A 24,014-nucleotide genomic window follows, 5' to 3' on the forward strand; every position below is an offset into this window, starting at 1 on the left:
AACACACGATTATGTCAATACCTAAGATTAAACACTACATAGCGGGAAAATGGATGGAAGGTTCAGGCGATGGTGAAGTCCTTCGTCACGCGATTACAGGCGAGCCAATTGCCACGCACACCATCGAGGGTATTGATTTCAAGGATGCGTATGATCATGCGAGGAATGTAGGAAATCCAGCTTTGAGGAAAATGACCTTTCAGGAGCGAGGCTTAATGCTAAAAGCATTGGCTTTTCATCTGCTTGAAGAAAAGGAAAAGTTTTATGAGGTGAGCAAAGCCACCGGAGCAACCAGACTTGATAGTTGGATTGATATTGAGGGTGGAATTGGTAATGTGTTTTCCAATGCAAGCCTGAGAAGGCAATTTCCTGACCTCCCCTATCATGTGGATGGTCAAACTGTGCCACTGTCTAAAGAAGGAACGTTCGTTGGCCATCACATCATGGTGCCAAAAGAAGGTGTAGCTGTCCATATCAATGCGTTCAACTTCCCCATTTGGGGCATGCTGGAAAAAGCTGCTGTAAACTGGCTGGCGGGTATGCCATGCATCATTAAGCCTGCAGAACAGACCTGCTACCTCACAGAAGCAATGGTGAAAAACATCATCGATTCAGGAATTCTTCCTGAGGGAGCTTTACAGCTAGTTTCAGGTTATGGCAATGGGATTTTGGATCATGTAGACATGAATGATGTGGTGACTTTTACCGGTTCATTCGAAACCGGTAAAAAATTAAAAACACTTCCTCAGATCGTCGAAAATTCTGTGCCTTTCAATCTGGAAGCAGACTCACTAAACTGTGCCGTATTGGGTGAAGATGCAGTTCCAGGAACTCCTGAATTTGATCTTTTCATCAAAGAAGTAAGAAAAGAAATTACGGTAAAATGTGGACAAAAATGTACTGCAGTGAGACGGATCATCGTTCCAGAAAAACTGGTAGAAGATGTCCAGATTGCTTTGGGTAAAGCATTCGAGAAAACAACCATAGGTGATCCGAGTGTAGAAGGTGTTCGCATGGGTGCATTAGCCGGAAGGGAGCAGTTGGAAGAGGTGACCAGGCGAGTGGCTGAGCTGGCCAAAACTTCGGATCTGGTGTATGGCTCACTGGACAATAAAGGAGAGGCAGTGGGTGCCGACTGGAGTAAGGGCGCTTTCATTTCCCCGATGCTCTTTGTCAATCAAAACCCTATGGGAACGGAGGCAGTGCACAATATTGAAGCTTTTGGTCCGATTAGCACAATCCTCCCATACAAAACCATTGATGAGGCGATAGCCATTTCAAAAAAAGGAAAAGGATCACTCTGCTCATCCATTACCACAGCAGACGACAAAATCGCTCGCGAATTTGTAGTAGGAGCTGCAACGCATCACGGGAGAATCCTGGTGCTAAATGAAGCTTGCGCCAAAGAAAGCACAGGACATGGATCACCCATGCCACAGCTGGTGCACGGTGGGCCTGGACGTGCCGGAGGTGGAGAAGAAATGGGTGGAAAGCGCGGGGTAATGCACTACCTGCAGCGTACAGCAATTCAGGGATCACCAACTACCTTGACAGAAATCACGCAGCAATATCAATACGGAGGTGAGTACAAAGACACGGAGAAACATCCATTCTCTAAGTATTTCGAAGAGTTGGAAATTGGAGACACAGTAATCACAGCGAAACGTACAATCACCGAAGGTGACATTGTCACGTTTGCCAATGTGAGCTGGGATCACTTCTATGCACATACGGACGTGACCTCCCTGGAAGGCACCACCTTCGAAGGACGGGTCGCTCATGGGTATTTCATCTTGTCAGCGGCGGCAGGACTCTTCGTTCAAGCCAAAAAAGGTCCGGTTCTTCTTAACTACGGTCTGGAAGAATGTCGATTTACCAAGCCTGTTTATCCTGGGATGACTATAGGGGTAAGATGTACCGTGAAAGAAAAGGTAGATCAGGAGAAGAAAGACGATATCGCTAAAGGAATAGTGAAATTCCTGGTGGATGTCTATGATGAAACCGGAGAGACTGTAGCCATCGCTACGATCTTGACGATGATTAAGAAGAAGGATCAGGGGTGATTGGCAGGGGTGATTGGTTGATTTGAAGATTTTTCGATTTGGAGATGATCGAAGCTAGAACGTCATGCCGGACTTGATCCGGCATCTTCATATAAAAAAAGGTCACGAAACCTCAATCAACCCTTTTTTAAGCGCATAAAGCACCAAACCAGCCACATTTCTGGAATGTGTTTTTTGTAGCAGGTTATTTCGGTGGCCGTCTACCGTTTTTGTGCTAATGAACAGTTCTTCGGCAATCTCTCCGGTAGTCTTTTGCTGGCAAACCAAACGCAGCACATCTATTTCCCGCTTCGTCAACGCCTCATCCTGGCTCTTCTTAGTACTTGTTTTATGCTTCTGATTCATCTTTTTCTGAATCGCCAACAGCGTCCGGTGATTGATGTATGAGCCCTTGGAATAAACGGCCTTGATGGCCTCTGTCACCTCGTTTGGATCAGAATCTTTGATGAGATAACCATGTGCCCCCCGCTCGATCAACTCAGCAATGAACGCATCATCATCGTGAACAGACAGAATCAGAATCTTAATATCTGGATAATTTTCTACCACGGCATCCGTGACAGCAATTCCATCGAAATCACTATCACCCATTTTGGGAAGTGAGAGATCTACCAGCAACACATCTGGCATATTAGTGCAGCTTGCTAGCTTGTCCATGACAGAAAACCCATCTTCTGACTCGAAAACAACTTCAAATTCATCGTAAGAAGAGAGGATAGCCTTCATCCCCTCTCTAAAAAGAAACTGGTCCTCGACCAGCCCGATATTGATCTTATTATCCATTCGAATTTTCAATTGGTGCCTTTAGCTGAGCTGTAAAACCATCTCCCTCAATAAATTCAATACTTCCTCCTATTGCTTTAATTCTTGCTTCCATATTTTTTAGCCCCAGCCCATGAATCATTTCATTGGGTAGCCCCACCCCATTATCCTTAAATTCTATATACACATTTTCCCAATCTTCTCGATAGTTGATTTCAACTTTAGTCGCTTTTGAATGCTTCAGGGTGTTTTGAATAAGTTCCATAAATATGCGATAGAGACTAAGCTCCTTTTCCCATGAAAACTTTGTTGGGCTTGGAGGCACATTAAGTTCAATCTTAATTTGCTTCGATTCATTTATTTGATCGATCATGCTTTCCAGTGATCGGATAAGCCCGAAAGCTTCAAGTTGATTGGGCATCAGGTGATGACTGATCTGGCGTACTGACGCAATAGACGAATCAATGATGCTTCTGACGTTGCTTAATGAGAGTCCTTTTGACTCCAGGGAAGGGTGCATTTGTTCCAGTCGCATCAGGTGCATTCTGGCAATTGAAAGAGTAGCTCCAAGCTCGTCATGCAGGTCTTTGGCAATTCGCTTGCGTTCAGATTCCTGTGCTTCAATGTTGGATTGAAGTAGTTGTTTTTGGTGCTTATTGCGCAACTCCTCACGCTCCAGCTTTTGCTGGTAGAGGTTTTTCTGAAAGTGCTGATTGAGCAGAAAGACACTAATGGCAATGATGAAAATCACCCCAAGCAGTGGCAGCAGAATATTTAAGAAATCAATTTCCTGGGTCGTTTCCATAAACCAATAAAAAAGCAGACATACATGACGATTAAGAAAATGGTATGTATCGTCCAAGTATACTGATTTAGAACCAGAGAATAGTTTTCTATTAGAAGATCACTGACATAAAATACCAGTAAACTGGATGAATAGTAGATGAATAAACCAGAGTTTATCCAATTCAAGGATTCTACCAGACTCATATCCGTTTCACTTTTTACTATATCATTCAGAAACAACATATAAGTAGAAAGAGATAAAATGATCACAAGAATGGATTGAACCGTCAGGGCATTTGAATTGAAGGTGTAAATGCTTTCAAAAAAAATCGAATTCGCTATTGTGAAACAAGTAAATAATACTCCGATAGTCCATATCACTTTCTTACTTATGAACCTCTCCAATACTTTGGCATAAAACCATATTTGAAAGATAAACCCAATTAAGACATAGATGTGGAGTAGTGGCAAATTATTCAGCCTCATAAACCACATGATTTTTGAAGACACCTCAATAATCAAGGAAAAAATAATAAAGCAGCTAAACACCTTAAGTTCAGAACCCAAATTCCTGAATTTGAACAAGGCATAGGTACCGGTTACAATAACCGGTAACGAAGCTGCCTTTAATATGATTTCTGCCAGAGTCTCCAAAATTCAAAACTTATTCTCCTCCTTGAGGACACGTTTTTGGACATGGGGCGCTAAAGTCCATCATATATTGCCCGTCGCTCTCAGATACATCCCCATTTGAATCCGGAATTCCTTCATAAGGTCCATCAAGAATCACATCTTTCCCTGCCTTGCCAGCACTAAGCTTTGCCCCTTCGACAGGTGTCATATACACCTTGAATTGGTTTGTGGCACTATCCAGTCCAAGATAGATTCTTACATGCTTGTACTTTGATTTAGCATCTGCACTTGGTGGCAACCCGATCGCCTCGATCAAGTCAACTGACCGGATAGTAAATGCTTTTATTGGATCTGTTTTTAGAAATTTATAAGCCATTGTATCATAGTAGGTGATGTTTTTCTTAGCTTCCTCATATGAAACTGCATACATAGAAGGCTCACTATCCTGAACCTCATAGCTACTTTCCATAGCTTGATCTGAGTTTTGTTGCTGGCATGAAAGCGCAAGCAACACGAGCATTACAATTGATAAGTTTTTCATAATAGTCATAATAGTTAGGTTTTTTAACAAGTCTAATACGATCAATGCACATATCATATAGTCTATCACTCGAAATGGTTAATTGTATCCGTAAAAGAATTCAAAACGGGTATTTCTACCTGTTTTTTCAATTGGGCAATTATCCTCTGAAATAACACAAATCCTTTTCCAAATTTTACATATCGATTAATACAAAATCGATGGCGCAATTCCGAAAAGCCTCACGAGTAGGAGTCAGTAAACTTTAAGGTTATGTCTGATATTAAGGTAGACTTTGCAGTGTATGGAGCTTTAAAAAATGGAGTTTCCAACAGCGGTAAAGCCATGGATGTGAGAGCAACATTGCAGAACCTAATCAATCAAAATAATGGTGTAGTGACCATTACCAGTTCTTATCTGGGTGGTGATCCATGCATGGGATTCACCAAGCAATTTGGGGCACAGGTACGGCGCAAAGACGGCACCTTTCATTTCGCTTGTATGGAAGGACAAACCATTGATTTTAGCTGTGGTGGCACCCTGACATAAAAAATTTAAAACCTCATAGTAGTGTACTCAATGCTCCCCGTCATAGTTCGGGTGAGTTAGCTGGTTGGGAACAGCTCTCCAAAAGTGGAGAGCTTTCTTTTTTAGGGGTTAGAAAACTTCGGCCTACTAAAACAAGTAGAAATACCTGTTTTCCGAAACGGTCATTTCTCCTCTAGAAACTTCTGTCATTACTTTTCATCTTTACTTCATAATCCAAGCGGTGGACTATAAACTGGAAGGCTCTCCAAATTTTGGAGGGCTTTTTTTATGATTCCACAAAAATTATCCCCCCATCAGTAGAAATACCTGTTTGTAAAATCCAGCAGTTTTCCTCTTTTACACTCATAACGGTTATATCAATTTTACACCACTGATATCAGCAAACGGTTTACCTGCAACCATAACAGCAGGGGTGGATTCCGAAAAGCCTTACGAGTAGGAGAAAATTTAAAAACAAAAAAGAAAATGGATAGCTCAATTATCAAACAACAATCATTAGTAGGTACCAAATGGTTGGTTCAAGAAACAAAAGGTCGTTTTGCGCCTTTCTTCATAACCTTCCAGGATGGTGGAATAGCTGATGTAGTGACTGTGAATAAGTATTTCTCAGGTCAATGGAACTATGAAGGAGACTATGAAAGTGTGAACTTTTACGGCCACTACAGCGGAAACTCTGAAGAGTACAACTGTATCGGTGAGCCTTCTCAACAGGAGGGTCACTACACAGCTAAATGGTCTGGAGGTAAGCAGATTGGGAAATTTACAATGGTTCAGCAATAACTTATCGTAAGTTCAGCGATTCTAAGAGGGTGTTTTCACCCTCTTTTTATTTGTATCAGCTAGTCTATTTTTGCATTATGAGCAACTACGTAAAACTTGACATAGAAAACGGAATCGGTACCGTAGAATTCTTTACCGAGCAAAGTAACTCGCTTCCGGGAGATATACTGAAAAAGCTTGCAGACACGATTACCGAAGCTGGTAGTAACCCCGATATTAAAGTAATCATTCTGAAAAGTGGTGGAAACCGCACGTTCTGTGCAGGTGCCAGCTTTGATGAACTGATGGCAGTGGACAGTCCGGAGAATGGAAAGAAATTTTTCATGGGCTTTGCCAATGTCATCAATGCCATGCGTAAATGTCCGAAATTTATCATTGGACGATTGCAGGGAAAAGCCGTTGGTGGTGGAATTGGTTTGGCTGCATCAGTTGATTACTGCTTTGCTTCCAAACACTCAGCAATTAAGTTGAGCGAATTGGCTCTTGGTATCGGACCATTTGTGGTAGGCCCGGCTATTGAAAGAAAAGTAGGTCTCTCAGCTATGTCACAAATGGCGATGAATCCTGATGAGTTTTACGATCCAAAATGGGCACATCAGAAGGGGCTTTTCGGGAAACTATACGATGATGCAGCGTCGCTGGATAAGGCCGTAAATCAACTGGCAGAAAAACTGGCAGCATATAATCCGGAAGCCATGGCCGAGCTAAAGAAAGTATTTTGGCAAGGCACTGAACACTGGGATGAGCTCTTAGCCGAGCGGGCAGAGATGAGTGGAAAGCTGGTGCTTTCAGAGTTTACCAGAAATTTTATACAGAAGTTTAAAGAAAAGGCCTCTTAAGGCCTTTTTTTATTGATAAAGTGAGAATCAGTAGCTTTAGGCATGTTTCTACGAAAACTTTTCAAAGCCGAAAATAAATTCACCTGGGTTTTAGTCGACCTGCTTATTGTAATCATCGGGGTATATTGTGCCTTTCTCATTCAGAGCTATGCCGAACAAGAAAAGAATGAAAAAGAGAAGGATCGTGTCATCACAGCTTTGAAGTATGAACTGGAGGCCTTTCGTTTTCAAATGACTGAGTTTTCACTGGGTATGATCTCATATGCACAGGAACTTAGCAGCACGCTAAAAGAAGGGGATTATGCAAATTTCTCTGACTTTCGTTTCATCGAACCTCAATATGATTACCAAACCATACAATATTCGTTGAGTCTGCAAAATCCTGAAATCGTTGATTTTGAACTATATAATACGCTACAATCTCTTTTTGTGGAAATTAAAAAAATGGAGCATGTGGAGCGACTCATCACTGAGACTTCCAGACGGTATCATACGCTCCCTTCCAATCTTTCGAAGCAATCCCCTGAATACAAACTCGCCTGGGCTGACAATTATGACAACTTTAACCGATTTGTTACGCTAATAAACGATCGAGGCAATATCGCTAAGCGTATTGCAATTGCTTCGGAAAATGCCCTACCACTAATCAATGATAGGCTTGGAGAAAAGAAAGCTAAAGCAGTAGAAAAGGATCTGATAACTCAGAACCTCGATAAGGTTAAAAGTGAAGATGAGGCAGTGTTTCTGGCTAAGAAATTATTTCCTGATTTCTCGGAAGAAGAAATTAGACAACTGTACCGGAAAGCCAATGAAGAAAGTAGCTCCAAATGATCAACATGATCTGACAAACGGTTTCGTCGCAAACCATTGCCTTTACTAACTTAGCGCTCCCAAAAATTAGTTATGGCAAAAACAGCGACAGCACCTAAGAAGAAGAAAGAAACTGCGATAGATTGGAAAGAGATTGCATTGAAAATGCTCATCTCCAGAGCCATGGACGATCTCGAAGAGAATAAACTGGTACCTGAGAAAAAGGTACTGTACCAATTCTCTGCCAGGGGACATGAATTGGGCCAGCTAATTCTTGCTAATCTGCTTGACAAACCGAAAGATGCTGCCAGTGCCTATTATCGCTCAAGACCATTAATGATCGGGCTGGGATTGTCGGTGGAGGACGCACTTTCCGCACCATTGACCAGATCAGGAGGCTACAGCGACGGACGAGACATTGGGGTGGTATGTAACATGCCAAAATCTGATCGCGGCTGTGTGGTATTACCGATGGCAGGAGATGTTGGTGCGCAGTATACCCCGGCTATCGGCTGGGCACAGAGTATTGAATACTATGCCAAAACGCTGAAAGACAAGACATATAAAGATTCAATCGCTGCAATTTTAGGAGGTGATGGATCTGTTGCTACTAATGGCTTCTGGTCTGCCCTTACTATCGCGACCACACAAAAATTACCTGTCCTTTTCTATATCGAGGACAATGGCTATGGCATATCGGTCACCAGCGAATATCAAACCCCAGGAAAAAACATTGCAGAAAATTTAGCTTCATTCAAAAACCTGGACATCTGGGATGGAAGTGGGACCGATCCGGAAGAAGCCTACAAACTATTGAAAGCTGGGACCGATCATGTTAGATCAAGAAAAGGGCCGGCGCTTGTCCGACTGACTGTGCCAAGGCTAAATGGTCACTCCTATCAGGACAATCAGGCATACAAAGACGAGAAACTCGTAAAAAAAGAGCAGGCCAACGATCCACTGAAAGCAGTGAAGAAAATGTTTTCCGATAAGGAGTGGAAGGCACTGGAAAAAGAAGCACAGAAAATCGTAGATGAATCCGCTGAAGCTGCATTGAATCGACCACTTCCCGATGCATCCAAAATCAAGAAGTATGTCTTTTCCGAACCGGATGAAGTGCAAGGAATTGGTGGATTGAGAGCTTCAGGGCATGAATTTCCTACCTCCTCAGAAGAACCGAAACCAGATAAGCGTAGAATCAATATTGGTGAAGCGATCAATCTTGCGCTGGATTATGAGTTGAAAACCAATCCAAAGGTGCTGGTCTTCGGAGAAGATGTAGGGATGAAGGGTGGCGTGCATGCCGTGACCATGGGCCTACAATCGAAGTACGGAGAAGATCGGGTGTTTGACACTTCGCTTTCTGAAGAAGGAATCATTGGTCGCGCGGTAGGTATGGCCTATGCAGGACTTATGCCAGTGGCAGAGATCCAGTTCAGGAAGTACGCCGATCCGGCGACTGAGCAGCTAAACAACTGTGGTACGACACGCTGGAGAACTGCCAACCGGTTTGCAGCTCCGATCGTTGTACGGATGCCCGGAGGGTTTGCCAAAGTAGGTGACCCGTGGCACTCGGTAACCAACGAGGTGATGTTCGCTCATGCGATTGGGTGGCAGGTAGCCTTCCCAAGCAATGCTCAAGATGCGGTGGGACTGATCCGATCAGCGATGCGATCCGATAACCCAACCATGTTCTTCGAGCACCGAAACCTGAACGATAATCGGTATGCTCGACGACCTTATCCGGGCGATGAGTTTGTGGTACCATTCGGAAAAGCAAACCTACTCAGAGAAGGAACTGACATTACATTGGTAACATGGGGAGCAATGTGTGAAGCATGCGAAGCTGCCGTGGATGAGACAGGTATCTCAGCTGATGTACTGGACCTGCGCACCATCATGCCATGGGACAAAGAAGCAATTATGCGATCCATCCAAAAAACGAACAGGTGTTTGATCGTGCATGAAGATGCACTTACAGCCGGGTTTGGAGCGGAGATCGCTGCAGTGCTTGCCTCCGAAGGATTCAGCTACCTGGACGCCCCGGTAGAGCGAATCGCTATGCCAGACATCCCTCTGCCGCACAATGTGCCTTTGATGGAGTCAGTGGTTCCAAATGCAGAACGGATTGCTGAGAAGATGCAGGAGATATTGGCTTTTTGATTTAAGAGTATGAAAGAACAGGAAATTCGACAAAAAGAGAGTGAAATAAACTGGAATAGAAAAATTAACTCTCCATTACTTAAAGAAAGATTCCCTCAGGTTGAAAGTATATGTATTTCATTAACAAGAGAATATTCTGGAGCTTATGCTTATTCGGACATTCAAGAATTCACTTTCACTAAAAGTGATAAATCTTATTTTAAAATTGATTGTTTAAATCCAGAGTGCATTTACTCTGATTTAGATTTTGAAGAAGAAATTATCAATGCAGTTAACCAACGAACTCAAAAAACTGAAGGCAGAAAAATATGTCATGGCTGGCAAGATTTTGAAAGATTAAATCAATATAAATGTCAGTCAAGAGTTGATTTCGAGCTGGTAATCCATTTTGTCAAAAGTTGAAAGTAGGTCTACAAAATCAATAGTTCGAGATAAGCTGATATTGACCAACCAAAACAAAAATCCGAATAACAAAAAGTATCCAAAATACAAGATTAAACAGCTTCCAACTATATTTTTTCTCCTTGAAAAAACCTACCAGCCCTATCAAAAGAGGAAAGAAATAAAGAAAAAGTAACTCAACAATAATCCTTCCAGCTAAATAAGAGAATGAGCTATTGTCAGGTAGATAAAGCCAAACTATAAATACAATAATCAAACTTGCCAGAATCTTCATCACTTAAATGTAGTTTATTTATGTATGATACATACTTCAAGTATACCTCTATTGAAAATCACGACATGGTTCGTGTCTCCACGAATCACCATCAGGACTTTGACGAATACAACTAAAAAAAGCTCCCAGGGCAGGGTTCGATACCTACTTGCCTGCCCTTAGCTCAGGCAGTCGCTCTGTTATCCTGAGAGCTTACACAAAATTAATAAAATACAATTATTGATAATTTTCATTAAAATGAGAATCATTCAATAAATATGGATAAAATCATTGTTTTTACAATAATTTGATGCTTTTATATCTAGATATCAACACGATTATGAGATAATCATGATATGATAAAATCAAAAATTCTTTATAAAATACAATTTATATGGAAAATTGAACAACACCATCTCCTAAATAATAAGATCCCGGATCAAGTCCGGGATGACGCACAGAAACAAGAACGTCATTCCTGACGGAGCGCAGCGGAGATCAGGAATCTCCCTAGATGCTTCCTCCGTCAGCCTGTCTGACACAGAGAGGCACGACAGCAGAATTTCGTAAGTAGGGATATTCAAGTTTTAGCACAGAAATAAAATCGGAGCTGTCATCCTGAACGCAGAGAAGGATCTCTTCTTCAAAGTAGTCAGACTCTAAAGCGTCAAACCGTACCCATATTCTTAGATCCCGGAACAAGTCCGGGATGACGCACAGAAAAAAGAACGTCATTCCTGACGGAGCGCAGCGGAGATCAGGAATCTCATACTCATATCTACCTTCTGTTAAACTTTTCCTTCATCCGATAAAAGACGATTGTCATCCGATACAGCTAGTTCAGCATCAAATAAGATATTACCACCTTCAGATGCACTATTCCAGCATCTTTTGCCCTTGGATGATCATCCGATGCGAGTGGACGACCATCTTTTGCGTTCTTCTAGCATCTTATGAGAATTTCCAGCTTCAGATAAGAACGGACTAGCATCTTTTGCAAGATTCCAGCGTCCGATGTGAATGGGTTGGTATCCGATAAGAACTTGCTATCATCTGATACTAAGAAAGTGCATCCGATGATATCGGCTGAATCAAAAACTCCCTTACCCTCCCTACAAACCTTTGTGGAGGAGAAGTCTTAAAATGATAAACCAAATATGTGAAATCTCCAGAAACGAGATACTAAAGAAATCAAAGTGTAACTTGGTATTCTACTGTGTCAAACTTTTCCAATAATATCTCATCAGCATATCTAATATCATCAACATTCCATGTGACAGATATACTTTCTCCATCAGCGAAAAACTGGAAAATTGCTTCCTTTTTATTTGCATCCAGTGTGTATGACTCACTGTAATACCTAGCAAGTATTTTACCGAAAATATCGCCTGTATTCCGAATTATTCCTCCGGACAAGGTGACGTCCAATTGTTCTGAAGAGCCTTGCGGGATGATCAATTTTACATATGCAGCATCGAATGATATCAAGGTATCATAATTATAACCCTTGTTCTGAATGGCAATCACGTTGGTGTTATAATTATCAATAATATACTTGGGGGATTCACTTTTATAAATTGAAGGCAAAAACTTCTTCAGCTTTTGGAAGGCTAATGACAAACTCACCATTCACATCCGAAATACCCGATTTAATTGGAAGCAGATCTAATGGATCATCCCCTCCTAATAAAGAAACCTCCACATTTTCTAATGGTTGTTCGCTATTCGCATCCAAAACTATTCCTGAATATAGTGTTTGATCAGATTCGTCATCCGAGCAGGACAGCCCCACGCAGCTAAGTACCAAAACTAGATTTATCATCTTCATCGGACAATAATAACGTTTTCTAAAAATTTATTAAAGCTTGGCTGAGAATGAAACCTACCTCACACCAAAAACTCCTCCACCGTCTCCACAAACAATCGCATATGCTCCGGTTTACCGATGCTCACACGAACATGTTGGGTCATGTCCGGCCACTTGGTGATGAGGATGCCTTTCTTCTTCATCTTCGCCACCAAATCTTTCTCAAAACGGTCATCCCTGGCATAAATAAAATTGGTTGAGGACGGGTTGTACTTCACTCCCCACCGATCATATGCATCATAAACAATCTGCTTTCCTTCGGCATTCTTAGCCACACACATATTGATAAACTCAGGATCGTCCAGTGAAGCACTCGCAGCAACCAGCGGAGGCCATCCGGCAGCAATCTCTGAGCCCAAATGTCGATCCCGAAGTGCCTGGATATTGCGAACATTGGAGACGGCATAGCCCATGCGCAATCCTGCCAGTCCGTACGTTTTAGAGAAAGTACGCACAATGATGAGGTTCGGTAGCTCATTGACTAAACTGATCATACTGCCCTTTAAGCCTGCATTCGAGTACTCGACATAGGCCTCATCCATCGCGATCAAAACATTTTCAGGAACCCTCCTGCAGAAGCTTCTTAAGTCCTCCGTTAGAAGCTCCGTCCCGGTTGGATTGTTGGGATTGCAGATAAAGACCATTTTGGTTTTGTCTGAAATGGCGTCTAAAACTTTATCCAGATCGATCCGATCATCGGTATCCAAACCTACTCTTTTGATGGATGCTCCCGCTCGCTCGCCAAATCGCAAAGCGGTAGGAAAAGTCGGATAGGGACTCACAATCTCGCCTTTTTGAAGACCCACATGCTGCCCCAGCAAGCTTAGCACTTCCGTAGATCCTGCGGTGAGCAGGAAGTTGGCCGGTTTTAATCCATTTTTATCTGCCAGCTTTTGCTTGAGCTCATTCACCACCTCATCGGGATACCGATTAGCGTATTTCATAGCATCATTTACCGCCTGAACGGCTACATCAGATGGGCCATAGGGATTCTCATTCCAGTTGAGCAGGATAAGGTCATCTTTCTCGCGAAGTTCTTTTGATCGCTCGCTTGCACATCCCTGTGCTGCATGTGGTCCTGCCACCAGCATGGTAGCGGATGCAAGTAAACTTTGTCTGAGCCAGTCCCGTCGATTGATTCCCATGATTTGATTTATTTGATGGTGCTGGCTGTATTCGGATTGCTAAGCAGTTCTTTAAAAACTTCCCATCGCTTTTCAGGCTGATCAGCAGTACCTCCCTGTGCTTCGATGTAGTTGGCCACCAGGTCTTTGCCCAGATTGTAATTGATCACATAGCTACGATACTGATCAAAGAACCTGGTCCGCTGCAGTGCTCGTTCCGGTTCGTTAAGCTGGTACTTCTCCATCCATCTGGCTGCCTCCTCTCGGCTAATCTCACCGTTGAGATACATTCGCGCGGCTTCATTCCCGGCATAGCTGAGCTTCCCAATTAGGCCTTGTATTTCGTAATATTTATCTGCCTGAGATGCATCCAATCCCGCCAAAGGAAACAGAACTTCCTTCTCATACTGAACTCGCTCTTCACCTGGAAATGCTACATCAATTCCATAATTGGCGCTACCCTCTGCAATTAAGGACTGAGGGGAGAAAAGCGGATAAACCGAATACTCTTTCCATCCTTTGTTGTTTACCAGATTTTGCTCCAATAAAGCATTAAATACATGATGCCCCGGATAGCCCTCATGACAAGCCAGATCAATGGCTCGACTGATTTTGATTGGAAGATCGGTGTTGATCTGAATCAAACTCTGGCTGTTGCCCTGGTAGTAGTTGTACCCTGACCAGCTCTTGTCAGTGACGTATTCCAAAACGAAGTTTTCATTTTCAGGAAGATCATACCTGGCCATGGTGCGTTTTCTTGCCTCAGCTATCGCGGTTTGAAAAACTGTATCAAGGTTTTCCTTAGGTATTATGAATTGATCAACAAACTCATTGTATCTATCCGCTAAGCTGCCCTCTCCCGGCAATGCATTTTCCAGGTCAAGTAAAAGACTATCAAAATACGATTCCGGATAGGAAGGTGGCTTAGCATCATACAGTAGCTTAGCTTCTTCATCAAATGGATAAACCTTCCCATTGATAATCTCTACTTTAGTGCGAGCGGCAATTAGTTGCTTCACCAATACAAATTTTCGGTCTTTATCTCCTTCTACCGACTGTATCTGACTGATGAGATTATTGGCTCGTTCAATAAAATCACCAGATGGAAACGTATCTTTTTTTGCAGTAGGTTTCCATTCTTCTGGCCCGTAATAGGCATCAATAAAGTCACTATCATACTGCCCGATTTCCAGCATGAGTTTGACATAGCTTTCAGCAATGTTGTCAATGGTAAGTGGTTGCTCTTGTGGTGTGCACGCCAGTAAAAAGCAAAGCAAAAGACATAAAGGGCTGGTGTTTTTCATATCAATGGTTTTAAGGTTGTATGGTAATTTACTGAATCGAAAGATTATTAGATTTGAAATTATCAATTCAATTCATTGAAAAAGCATAGCTGTAAATCCTGTGGGAATGAGTTTGAAGGCAACTACTGCAACACCTGTGGGGAGAAGGTTATTAATCCTAATGACCGGTCACTTAAATATTTTATTAATGAGTTTGTAAACGCCATCACTTTTGCTGACAACAAACTCTGGCGCACGCTAAAGGTCCTTTTTCAAAGGCCTGGCTTCCTTTCCAAAGAATTTGCGGAAGGTAGACGTAAGCCCTACATGAAGCCGGTTTCCATTTTCTTTCTAGCCAACCTCATTTATTTTCTGTTTCCATTGATCAACACATTCACTACACCTCTTGAAATTCAGAGAACGTCGTTTCACTATAGTCCGCTGGTTGTCGAATGGGTTGAAGATGTCATTGCCAAAAGGGACGTTTCTTACGATGAATATTTGACCGTCTATAACACTAAAACCACAGAACTATCAAAGTTATTGCTAGTAATATTTGCTTATATGCTTGCGATACTTTTCTGGCCTATACACCTGGGAGGCAAGCGCAAATATTTTGCAGACCATTTGACCATCAGTCTTGAAGTAATGACCTTCATTCTTCTGGTCGTAATTCAGCTATATGGATTGATTGGGCTAACTATTAGCCAATTTGGGTATAGACAATTTCTGACTAATATATATTCTACATCATTTGCCTTCCTGGGGCTGTCTTATTTCTTCTACGTAATGGAGCGTACGTTTTACAGATTCAAACCCCTAAGGGCTTGCTTAAACACAGCCCTATGTTTAGCTGCAGTGCTGGTTTGCTTAATCGGCTATCGTGCACTTCTGTTTTTCATCACTTTTTGGTCTATTTGAGGTATGAAGAAAGTCTATTATTTATCTACCTGTACTACCTGTAAACGCATCATGGATGAGCTGGGTGATCTCATTGCTGATTTTGACAAACAAGACATCAAATCTGATCAGATGACTTTTGACCAGATTGATGAAATGAAAAAACGAAGCGGATCTTACGAATCCCTTTTTTCAAGAAAAGCCATGAAGTTTAGATCGATGGGATTGGGTGATAAAAATCTGTCTGAAGATGACTACAGAAAGCTCATTCAGGAGGAGTATACCTTCCTAAAACGTCCGGTTTTCATTGTTGAAGATCAGATTTTTGTGGGCAATAGCAAGAAGGTAATTGAATCCCTCACAAGTTATTTAAGCTAAACCCAATCAATATTAGGGCGTATAATGCTCATGCCCAAATACGCATTTCTTTTGGTTTTATCACTTGCTTCTTGCGGCATTGATCGGGAAATAAACTCAATCTCATCTGTTGATGAAGGTGTCCTTAAAACCTACCAAGAGTTGCCAGAACAAAATCGACTGCAAATTAGCAATCGGGATGAACCCGGTGAGCCACTGATTCTATGCCTGACGTTTGTAGATAAGTCATCAGGCAATCCTCTACCAGATCAACGCGTACATTTCTACCACACCGATACCAGCGGGGAATACAATCCATCGGTTGCGAATGACGAGTCTACTGCCCGCTTAAGTGGATCGGCCATAACAAATAGCAAAGGCCAGATATTAGTTCAGACCATTTTGCCTGGCGATTATGGCAGCTCTGCAGATAACCGTCACATCCACACTACGGTATTTGGCGCTAGGCCGGAAGCGTATGATATCCACTTCAAACAGTATACCGGAGTAATGGGTAGAAACTTCATTGATGGTAGTGATCAGCACTTTCTGGCCGACCTGAAAAGAAATTCGAATGGAAGCCTGATTACTTTTTTATCGATAGAAGTGAAGTCTCCGTATTAGGAAGACAGCTTCTCATCCCCAAAACATTCATTTCACTCAATTTTGGTTAAAGTATTACTTTAAGTGAAATCATCTAGAAGCTAGTAAGTGTATTACCTATGCCAAAATGAGCGTAATTATGAGGTTTTTGCAACTTACCTCCCCCTAAGTTTGTATCGTACCAATTTTAGCAGGTATGGCACTAATTACACTACTTCTGATTTTAGGGTTTCCACTATCAAGTGAGAATACCGGAAACAACCACGACAAAAGCACTTTAAAAAGTGGCAATATCATCATGGAGTCCGTCTTTGACAGATTCCACATCAACTATGAAATGAGCCGTGTGCACAATTTCGGCTATTATCGTGAAACCGTTTCCAAGCGACAAAAGGACATTTATGAAGCTGAGGGCATTATTGATATTTATATCCCTTGCAACTTAAACCAGCGGTTGGAGGCAATGATCAGTCCAATCAAAACTCGCAAGAAATTGTACAGAAAGGTCGATGAAAGCAAGTTGATCGAGGGTCATGCGGCAGAGATGGCTCGCTCCTCGATATGGAGAGGGAATTCTTTTCTGAATGAAAAAGACCGCCTAAGATACGAGTACAAGCATGTTGGCGATACATTCTACAATGAACGAGACAGCTACATCATTACCTTCCGCCCACAGAAGAAACTGGGCAATACACGAGGGACACTCTTTGTAGACAAGGAAAGTCTGGCCATTGTCCACATGCAATACCAGCCAATCTTTAATGCAAACAAGTCAATTTGGAAGTCAATCAAGTGGGAGGAAAATTTCGAATTTATAGATGGGGCTTGTGTGTTGACAGACGTGAAATTTAGAGGAGTAACGTACGATGGCTATATCTACAACTCGCTACTCCATATGAACCAGATTGAAGTGATTAGCAAAATTCCTGAGCACGAACTCTTCCTTCCTATGGGAGCTTCACTTTTCAGCGACTCAAAAGATTTGGATGCTTCAGAATTCTGGGAAGGATTTGCTTTTTTAAAACCAGAATCAGATTAATCCTTAACCTCAACTAGCTGTTTATGCGTAAGAAAGGAAAATTGGATAATTTTCCTTTCATGAATCGCATAGACCGACTTAACGCACTACTTATACACCTTCAAGGCAAGCCGCGTGTCACCCTTACCGAACTGGAAGATCGATTCGAAATAGGCAGACGGACTGTTTTCCGAGATATCCGATCGCTCATGGATGCTGGTGTTCCCATTGGGGGAGATGCCGGTGAAGGCTATTTTATTGTGGATGGCTATCACCTACCTCCAGTAGTATTCAACAAAGAGGAGGCCAGCGCCATTCTGATGGGTGCCAAATTTATAGAGCGTAGTGCCGACACTCAGACTATTGAGACGTTTGAGAAGGCCATGTACAAAATAAAGGCGGTGCTGAAATACTCTGACAAAGAATTTCTGGACAATCTGGAAGATCGCATATCGATACGTCCATCCCCAGTTCCAATCCAGAAAAAAGACTCACATCTTGCAGAAATCCAGTTAGCAATAGCCACAAATCGGGTCATTTCAATGACTTACTATTCTCATTATAATGACAGCACCACCCAACGAGAGGTGGAGCCCCTGGGAATGGTATTCTACTCCAGTCGATGGCATCTGATTGCATTCTGCAGGCTGAGGGAGGACCTAAGAGATTTCCGAGCTGATCGTATCATGAAAGTTCAGGTGCTGGCTGAGGAGTTTGATCCTTCCACGCATCCCAATTATTTGGAGTTTCTGCATGATGCCTTAATTGGGACAGATGCTAAGGAGGCACAGATAATTGTTTCCGCCATGGTGGCTAGATTCATGGGAGAGCAAAAGTATTTTATGGGTTTTGCAGAAGAAACCAAACTTGCGGACGGACGTTATCAAATGAAGTTTGTGACTCCACGATACGACTATTTTGCGAGGTGGCTTATGATGTTTGGCAAAGAGGTTGAAATCATTTCTCCCAGTGAACTACAGGGAATAGCCGCTACACAAGCCAAAGAACTATTGGAACATCACAGCGCCCCATTTTTAACCAATGCTTAGAACATGAAAGTATTAATCGCCCTTATCATCCTTTGCACTTGCATCAGTAGCTCGGCCCAAACCGCCCAAAACGAAATAGATGAACAAGTATGGAAGGCATTTACCAAAGCCTGGGAAGCCAATGATGGCGAGGGATTCAATGCCATTCACTCAGACGATGTGTGGCGCATCAATCCTGGACGATTACTGGTTGGTGATGAATATAAATCCAGAAATGCTGAACGAATGCAAGGACAGAAGAAGGAGCAAATCATTGAATTCTCCTTTGAAACAAGAACTTCCAATGGTGATAATGCCTATGAGGTTGGGTATTATCGCATCACAGATACCTCACAAGACGAACCGAGGTATTTTGTCGGGCGATTTCACGTGGCACTAAAAAAAATAGAGGGGGAATGGAAAATCGTTCAGGACTGGGATACAGGAGAAATCAATGGAGTAACCATTACGCCTGAAAGTGTCGAAAATAGAGAGTTTATTCACTTCGAATAAAAAATTTTCTTCATTTCAAAAATGAGTGACATAAGGCTGTCACTGACACTTATTTCTTTGTTTTCATAATCAAAACTCACACACAATTATGGAAGCAATAATCGAAAAATTTGATCTTCAAAAAGCTGACCCTAACTATTACAAGGTTTCATCAAAACCCGAGATTCGAGATTTAGACCCCTACTACTACCTAACTGTGGAAGGCAGAGGTCATCCGGAATCTGAACCTGTATGGAATGCCGTAAGCCAACTATATGCAGTTGCGTATGGTGTCAAGTTTACATGCAAGGCAGAAGACATGGACTTTAAAGTGCCCAAAATGGAGGGATTTTGGTGGATTGATGGTGGACCTGAAGCCCAGAAAAACTTCACACTAACTCCAAAGGAGCAATGGAATTGGAAGTTTCTCATTCGGATGCCTGATTTTGTAGAGGGGGATCACTTCTATCGTGCCGTTCAAAAAGTAAAAACAAAGAATCCTGAGTTGATCGCAAATGATGAAGTAAAGTTTGAATTGATCAATGAAGGAAAATGCGTACAAATACTACACATAGGAAGCTATGACGAAGAAGAGCCAACAATCATGAAGATGATTGAATTCATGCAAAAAAATGAATTGACCATGAATGGTCATCACCATGAGATTTATCTTAGTGATCCAAGAAAGACTCCAACAGAAAAGCTGAGAACGATTATCAGGTACGCTGTAAAGTAAAAAAATTATGAAAATCTTAGGTTTAAGAACTACCATTTATCACGTACCTGATCTTCAGAAGGCAAAGGAATGGTACTCGATAGCTTTTGAATGCAATGCCTACTTTGAAGAGCCTTTTTACATCGGGTTCAATGTTGCGGGATATGAACTGGGGCTAGTACCTGATGAAACTCCGGCAGATAAAAAGAGTGATAACATCGAATCGTTTTGGGGAGTGGAGGATGTGGAAGAGGCCCACAAACGCCTAATTGAATTAGGTGCTACTGAACATGTAGCACCCACCAATGTGGGCGGAGAAATAGTAGTCTCCAACCTCAAGGACCCATGGGGCAATGTTATCGGATTGATCTACAATCCTGAATTCAAACTACCGTGAACTCCATCCAAAATTTCATTGCAGGACTCGATGGTCAACAAAAGGCCATCGTTTCCTATTTACATCAGCGCCTGACAGACTATCATGGATTGACTCAACACATCAAATATGAGATACCTATGTATTATCAAAAGAGCTGGGTTTGCTATCTCAATCCAATAAAGAAAAATGGAATTGAGCTGGCCTTTCTCAAAGGACACAGACTATCTAATGAGCAAGGCCTACTCTCTCAAAAAAATCGTAAGATGGTGGCTGGAATAGATCTCTTTGAGATGAATAATCTTCCTGAAATCGAGATTGATCAAATAGTCCAAGAAGCACTGATCTTGGATGAGATGGACAAGTCAAAAAAATAATTCATACGCAAATTGACTACTGCATTTGTAAGGGTTGCCCCCTAATTTTCATCTTTCAAACTGCATTTGAATCACTTCTAATCCCCTTTTTATCTCCAGCTAGCTATATTTCTAAGTCAATAAAATCACCTCACCACAGTTGGAGTCAGCATTAACGCAATCTAAGTCTTCCGTCCATTCACTTTTGAATGACGCTTACGAGCGTCGCATAAATAATTTAAAGTCTAGCATTGAGTTGGCCGAGAAGGCACTAGCTATCAGCAAAGATTTGGATGACAGCTCTTGCATTGGGAAATCACTTTCACACCTCTCGCTCTTTCACATGATCATCGGAGATTTTGATTTAGCTATCAATATGGCCAATGAAGCGATTGAGCATTTTGAATTCGAAAATGATGAAAAAGGGATAGCTGACGCTAAGTACAACATTGCCGGAGTGCTCTACAAAACCGATGATTATAATCAGGGACTCACCTACCTGATGGACTGCCTCAAAACCTATAAAAAGCTTAACGATTGGCATAATAAGGCGCGTGTAGAAAAATCGATGGGTACAATCTATGAGTACTTTGGCGATACGGAAAGTGCCATCAAAATATACCAATCAGCCATCGAATCGGGCGAAAAGGCCAATGATCTCAATCTTCAATCAAATGCTTTTAATCCACTTTCAGGAATATATCTGAATCAGGGTAAAATCCGCGATGCAATGGATTTGATTGAAAAATCAATAGCCTACAAGACAGAAACAGGGGACACACGGGGGTTTGCATTCGCTTTGTACGGTCGGGGCAAGATTTACACTGCCACCAAGGAGTACGAAAAAGCAGAAAATGACTTTCTAGAGGCTGAGCGTATTCATCTGGAAATGGGTGAAAAACTTGGAGTAGCCATGTGCTATCATAAACGTGGCGCATTGTATATCAGGATGAATCGTCTGGATGAAGCCAGAGAAATATTAGTAAAAGCGCTAGAGTATAGCAATAAGAATCGAATAATCCTTATCAAATTCAGAGCAAACTTGTTACTGCACGAAATAGCGAAAAAGGAGGGAAATCTTGAGTTGGCGTTGAAATACCTGCAGCAATACATTGATGAAAAGGAAAGTGTAATCAATGATCGAACAGCTAAGGTGATCAAGAGCTATGATGACATCAACAAGATGAATCAGCTGGAGCAAAAGGCCCAAATCCAAAAGGAAAGGGCTAAGATTATTGAGAAAAAGAAGATTGAACTCGACTCTTTTTTCTACCGTATTTCGCATGACCTAAAGGGGCCGATCACCTCGATGATGAGTCTGAGCTATGTAGCCAAGCTGGAGGTCAAAGATGAAACTGCCCTGAAGTTTTTGGCAGAGTACGAGACTCAGACAGCCAGGCTCAATACCATTCTGGATGGGTTGCTAAACCTGACCAAAATGTCTTTCAACGAAGATACGAAGCAGGAAATTGATTTCGAAAAGATCATTTATGACTGTATCTCATCCTATAAATTCTTGACCAATTATGAATTGGTAGAATTTAAAATTTCGGTCGATCCCACAATTAAATATCGAGCCGAATGGGCATTGATCAACACCATCATCCAAAACCTGATCGAAAACGGCATTAAGTATGCCCGCACAGAAAATAACAAACCTCAATTTGAGATTTCAGTCAATCAAAAGGATGACTGTATAGAGATTATATCCAAAGACAATGGCATAGGCATGGATCAGGAAACAGTAGACAAAATATTCACCATGTTCTTCCGCGTCAACAGAAAAATTGAAGGAACTGGGCTTGGGCTTCACATCCTGAAGCGTGCCATTGAAAGGCTGAACGGTGAAGTGAAAGTAGAAAGTGAGCTTGGAGAAGGTTCTACATTTACGATCACCCTCCCCAAACACTAAAATCACATATGTATCGGCCTGTTATCGGTAGCCGCCAAGGCTGCCTCTTTAAATGCCTCCATATAGGTTGGGTGCGCATGCGACATTCTTGAGATATCTTCTGCCGAAGCTCGGTACTCCATCGCGGTAACGCCCGCAGCGATCATATCCGCCGCTCGCGCTCCTATGATATGAACGCCAAGGATTTCATCGGTAGTCTTATCAGCCAAAATCTTCACCAATCCATCCGTATCCATACTTGCCCTGGCTCGCCCAAGTGCCTTGTAAGGAAATTTTCCGGTCTTAAATGATCTTCCCTGCTCTTTTAGTTGCTCCTCCGTATATCCAACTGAAGCAACTTCCGGCCAGGTATAAACTACTCCAGGAATCAAATTGTAATTGATATGTGGCTTCTGACCAACGATAGACTCAGCAACAAAAACTCCCTCTTCTTCAGCCTTGTGAGCTAGCATCGCTCCCTTCACCACATCACCTATCGCATAGATATTATCAACATTCGTCCTCAGGTGATCATCAACTTCCACACGTCCTCTATCATCCATCTTCACACCTGCTTTGTCCAGACCCAGATTGTCTGTATAGGGTCTTCGTCCAATAGATACAAGGCAATAATCACCTTGAATTTCCACACTTTCACCTTTCTTATTCTCAGCCTTAACCGTCACGTTCTTGCCCTTCTTTTCCACAGCAGTGACCTTATGCCCAAGGTAAAAGTCAAATCCGATACCTTTCAGCGATTTTTGAAGTTCCTTACCCATTGTAGAGTCCATCGTAGGAATAATACTATCGAGGTATTCAACAACAGAAACTTTAGCTCCCAGCCTTGCATATACAGAGCCTAGCTCCACACCAATCACACCTCCACCAATCACGATCATGTGTTTAGGTACTTCTTTTAGTTCCAATGCTTCTGTACTGGTGATCACACGATCCTTATCAAGTTTGATAAATGGCAGACTTGCGGGTTTTGACCCAGTGGCTATGATGACTTTTTCCGCAGTGATTTTTTGCTTCTTTTTTCCATCAATCTGAATAGTGTTTTTATCAACAAAGCTTCCCATCCCATGAAAGACATCAATTTTATTCTTCTTCATGAGGTAATCGATTCCCTCCACATTCTGCTTCACCACATCCGCCTTACGCCCAATCATTTGCTTCAGATTCACCTTTGGCTTGCTGATATCGATACCATGAGTTTTGAAGGTATGCTCCGCATTGTGAAAATGCTCTGATGAATCTAAAAGCGCCTTTGAGGGAATACATCCCACATTCAAGCATGTACCTCCTAGCGTGTCATACTTTTCGATTATTGCTGTTTTTAATCCCAGCTGAGCACAACGGATCGCCGCTACATAACCACCAGGACCTGAACCTATTACTACTACTTGATAATCCATTTTATTAGATTTTAGATTGGGAGATT

25 protein-coding genes are annotated in these 24,014 nt (G+C 42.1%); 17 read left to right on the forward strand and 8 right to left on the reverse strand.

Translation table 11 applies throughout. The features are described from left to right. The first annotated feature begins 11 nt into the window (after nt 1-11). Nucleotides 12-2,063: a phenylacetic acid degradation bifunctional protein PaaZ gene (gene paaZ, locus ACEQZT_RS13750; RefSeq protein ID WP_370090024.1), complete on the forward strand. Its 2,052-nt coding sequence runs from the start codon at nt 12-14 to the stop codon at nt 2,061-2,063. Between the two features lie 102 nt (nt 2,064-2,165). On the opposite strand, the gene ACEQZT_RS13755 is transcribed toward paaZ, so the two are convergent. The 3 genes from ACEQZT_RS13755 to ACEQZT_RS13765 form a co-directional block, all read right to left on the reverse strand. Beyond that, nucleotides 2,166-2,846 carry a response regulator gene (locus tag ACEQZT_RS13755; RefSeq protein ID WP_370090025.1) on the reverse strand — a complete coding sequence of 227 codons (681 nt, stop codon included), beginning with the start codon at nt 2,844-2,846 and terminating at the stop codon, nt 2,166-2,168. Next, nucleotides 2,839-3,630: a sensor histidine kinase gene (locus tag ACEQZT_RS13760; protein ID WP_372530162.1), complete on the reverse strand. Its 792-nt coding sequence runs from the start codon at nt 3,628-3,630 to the stop codon at nt 2,839-2,841. Before ACEQZT_RS13760 ends, ACEQZT_RS13755 begins: the two co-directional genes overlap by 8 nt. 645 nt (nt 3,631-4,275) lie before the next feature. Beyond that, nucleotides 4,276-4,785, reverse strand: a complete 510-nt coding sequence (locus tag ACEQZT_RS13765) for a hypothetical protein (RefSeq protein WP_370090027.1) — start codon at nt 4,783-4,785, stop codon at nt 4,276-4,278. 252 nt (nt 4,786-5,037) lie between these two features. Here ACEQZT_RS13765 and ACEQZT_RS13770 point away from each other — a divergent pair, with 252 nt between their 5' ends. From ACEQZT_RS13770 to ACEQZT_RS13795, 6 genes are all read left to right on the forward strand, one after another. Then, entirely contained in the window at nt 5,038-5,313 is a 276-nt protein-coding gene (locus tag ACEQZT_RS13770; protein WP_370090028.1) for a hypothetical protein, read from the forward strand. A 465-nt stretch (nt 5,314-5,778) separates the two neighbouring features. Then, a complete protein-coding gene (locus ACEQZT_RS13775) occupies nt 5,779-6,093 on the forward strand; it encodes a hypothetical protein (protein WP_370090029.1) in 315 nt (104 codons plus the stop codon). Between the two features lie 77 nt (nt 6,094-6,170). Beyond that, nucleotides 6,171-6,932 carry an enoyl-CoA hydratase/isomerase family protein gene (locus tag ACEQZT_RS13780; protein WP_370090030.1) on the forward strand — a complete coding sequence of 254 codons (762 nt, stop codon included), beginning with the start codon at nt 6,171-6,173 and terminating at the stop codon, nt 6,930-6,932. Nucleotides 6,933-6,974: 42 nt separating this feature from the next. Then, the gene (locus tag ACEQZT_RS13785; RefSeq protein WP_370090031.1) at nt 6,975-7,763 is read left to right on the forward strand and encodes a hypothetical protein; all 789 of its coding nucleotides are present in this window, start codon (nt 6,975-6,977) and stop codon (nt 7,761-7,763) included. Between the two features lie 72 nt (nt 7,764-7,835). Beyond that, nucleotides 7,836-9,905: a transketolase C-terminal domain-containing protein gene (locus ACEQZT_RS13790; RefSeq protein WP_370090032.1), complete on the forward strand. Its 2,070-nt coding sequence runs from the start codon at nt 7,836-7,838 to the stop codon at nt 9,903-9,905. Between the two features lie 9 nt (nt 9,906-9,914). Further along, the gene (locus ACEQZT_RS13795; protein ID WP_370090033.1) at nt 9,915-10,307 is read left to right on the forward strand and encodes a hypothetical protein; all 393 of its coding nucleotides are present in this window, start codon (nt 9,915-9,917) and stop codon (nt 10,305-10,307) included. A 1,444-nt stretch (nt 10,308-11,751) separates the two neighbouring features. Here ACEQZT_RS13795 and ACEQZT_RS13800 read toward each other — a convergent pair. From ACEQZT_RS13800 to ACEQZT_RS13815, 4 genes are all read right to left on the reverse strand, one after another. Next, the gene (locus tag ACEQZT_RS13800) at nt 11,752-12,087 is read right to left on the reverse strand and encodes a hypothetical protein (RefSeq protein ID WP_370090035.1); all 336 of its coding nucleotides are present in this window, start codon (nt 12,085-12,087) and stop codon (nt 11,752-11,754) included. A 43-nt stretch (nt 12,088-12,130) separates the two neighbouring features. Continuing rightward, nucleotides 12,131-12,382: a hypothetical protein gene (locus tag ACEQZT_RS13805; protein ID WP_372530163.1), complete on the reverse strand. Its 252-nt coding sequence runs from the start codon at nt 12,380-12,382 to the stop codon at nt 12,131-12,133. A gap of 65 nt (nt 12,383-12,447) precedes the next feature. Continuing rightward, entirely contained in the window at nt 12,448-13,572 is a 1,125-nt protein-coding gene (locus tag ACEQZT_RS13810) for a histidinol-phosphate transaminase (RefSeq protein WP_370090037.1), read from the reverse strand. 8 nt (nt 13,573-13,580) lie between these two features. Further along, a complete protein-coding gene (locus tag ACEQZT_RS13815) occupies nt 13,581-14,855 on the reverse strand; it encodes a hypothetical protein (RefSeq protein WP_370090038.1) in 1,275 nt (424 codons plus the stop codon). Between the two features lie 75 nt (nt 14,856-14,930). Between ACEQZT_RS13815 and ACEQZT_RS13820 the strand changes: the two genes are divergently transcribed. The 10 genes from ACEQZT_RS13820 to ACEQZT_RS13865 all read left to right on the forward strand — a co-directional run bounded on the left by ACEQZT_RS13820 (nt 14,931) and on the right by ACEQZT_RS13865 (nt 22,591). Beyond that, nucleotides 14,931-15,755 (forward strand): DUF3667 domain-containing protein, encoded by an 825-nt coding sequence (locus ACEQZT_RS13820; protein WP_370090039.1) that lies wholly within the window; start codon nt 14,931-14,933, stop codon nt 15,753-15,755. A 3-nt stretch (nt 15,756-15,758) separates the two neighbouring features. Then, entirely contained in the window at nt 15,759-16,112 is a 354-nt protein-coding gene (locus ACEQZT_RS13825) for an arsenate reductase family protein (protein ID WP_370090040.1), read from the forward strand. 30 nt (nt 16,113-16,142) lie between these two features. Next, on the forward strand, nt 16,143-16,715 hold the full coding sequence (locus ACEQZT_RS13830) for a hypothetical protein (protein WP_370090041.1): 573 nt from the start codon (nt 16,143-16,145) through the stop codon (nt 16,713-16,715). Between the two features lie 175 nt (nt 16,716-16,890). Further along, nucleotides 16,891-17,733, forward strand: coding sequence for a hypothetical protein (locus ACEQZT_RS13835; RefSeq protein ID WP_370090042.1), 843 nt, complete (start codon nt 16,891-16,893; stop codon nt 17,731-17,733). A gap of 23 nt (nt 17,734-17,756) precedes the next feature. After that, complete coding sequence (locus tag ACEQZT_RS13840; protein ID WP_372530164.1) at nt 17,757-18,761, forward strand: helix-turn-helix transcriptional regulator; 1,005 nt, start codon at nt 17,757-17,759, stop codon at nt 18,759-18,761. A gap of 3 nt (nt 18,762-18,764) precedes the next feature. Then, nucleotides 18,765-19,253: a DUF4440 domain-containing protein gene (locus ACEQZT_RS13845; protein WP_370090044.1), complete on the forward strand. Its 489-nt coding sequence runs from the start codon at nt 18,765-18,767 to the stop codon at nt 19,251-19,253. 88 nt (nt 19,254-19,341) lie between these two features. Beyond that, complete coding sequence (locus ACEQZT_RS13850; RefSeq protein ID WP_370090045.1) at nt 19,342-19,968, forward strand: GyrI-like domain-containing protein; 627 nt, start codon at nt 19,342-19,344, stop codon at nt 19,966-19,968. Nucleotides 19,969-19,975: 7 nt separating this feature from the next. Continuing rightward, on the forward strand, nt 19,976-20,344 hold the full coding sequence (locus ACEQZT_RS13855) for a VOC family protein (RefSeq protein WP_370090046.1): 369 nt from the start codon (nt 19,976-19,978) through the stop codon (nt 20,342-20,344). After that, a complete protein-coding gene (locus ACEQZT_RS13860; protein WP_370090047.1) occupies nt 20,341-20,700 on the forward strand; it encodes a DUF1801 domain-containing protein in 360 nt (119 codons plus the stop codon). The genes ACEQZT_RS13855 and ACEQZT_RS13860 overlap by 4 nt, the downstream gene beginning before the upstream one ends. Nucleotides 20,701-20,839: 139 nt before the next feature. Continuing rightward, nucleotides 20,840-22,591: a tetratricopeptide repeat protein gene (locus ACEQZT_RS13865; protein ID WP_370090048.1), complete on the forward strand. Its 1,752-nt coding sequence runs from the start codon at nt 20,840-20,842 to the stop codon at nt 22,589-22,591. A gap of 2 nt (nt 22,592-22,593) precedes the next feature. Here ACEQZT_RS13865 and lpdA read toward each other — a convergent pair whose 3' ends face one another. After that, complete coding sequence (gene lpdA, locus ACEQZT_RS13870; RefSeq protein ID WP_370090049.1) at nt 22,594-23,988, reverse strand: dihydrolipoyl dehydrogenase; 1,395 nt, start codon at nt 23,986-23,988, stop codon at nt 22,594-22,596. Nucleotides 23,989-24,014: the final 26 nt, after the last annotated feature.

This window comes from Ekhidna sp., assembly GCF_964218185.1.
Taxonomy (GTDB): Bacteria; Bacteroidota; Bacteroidia; order Cytophagales; family Cyclobacteriaceae; genus Ekhidna.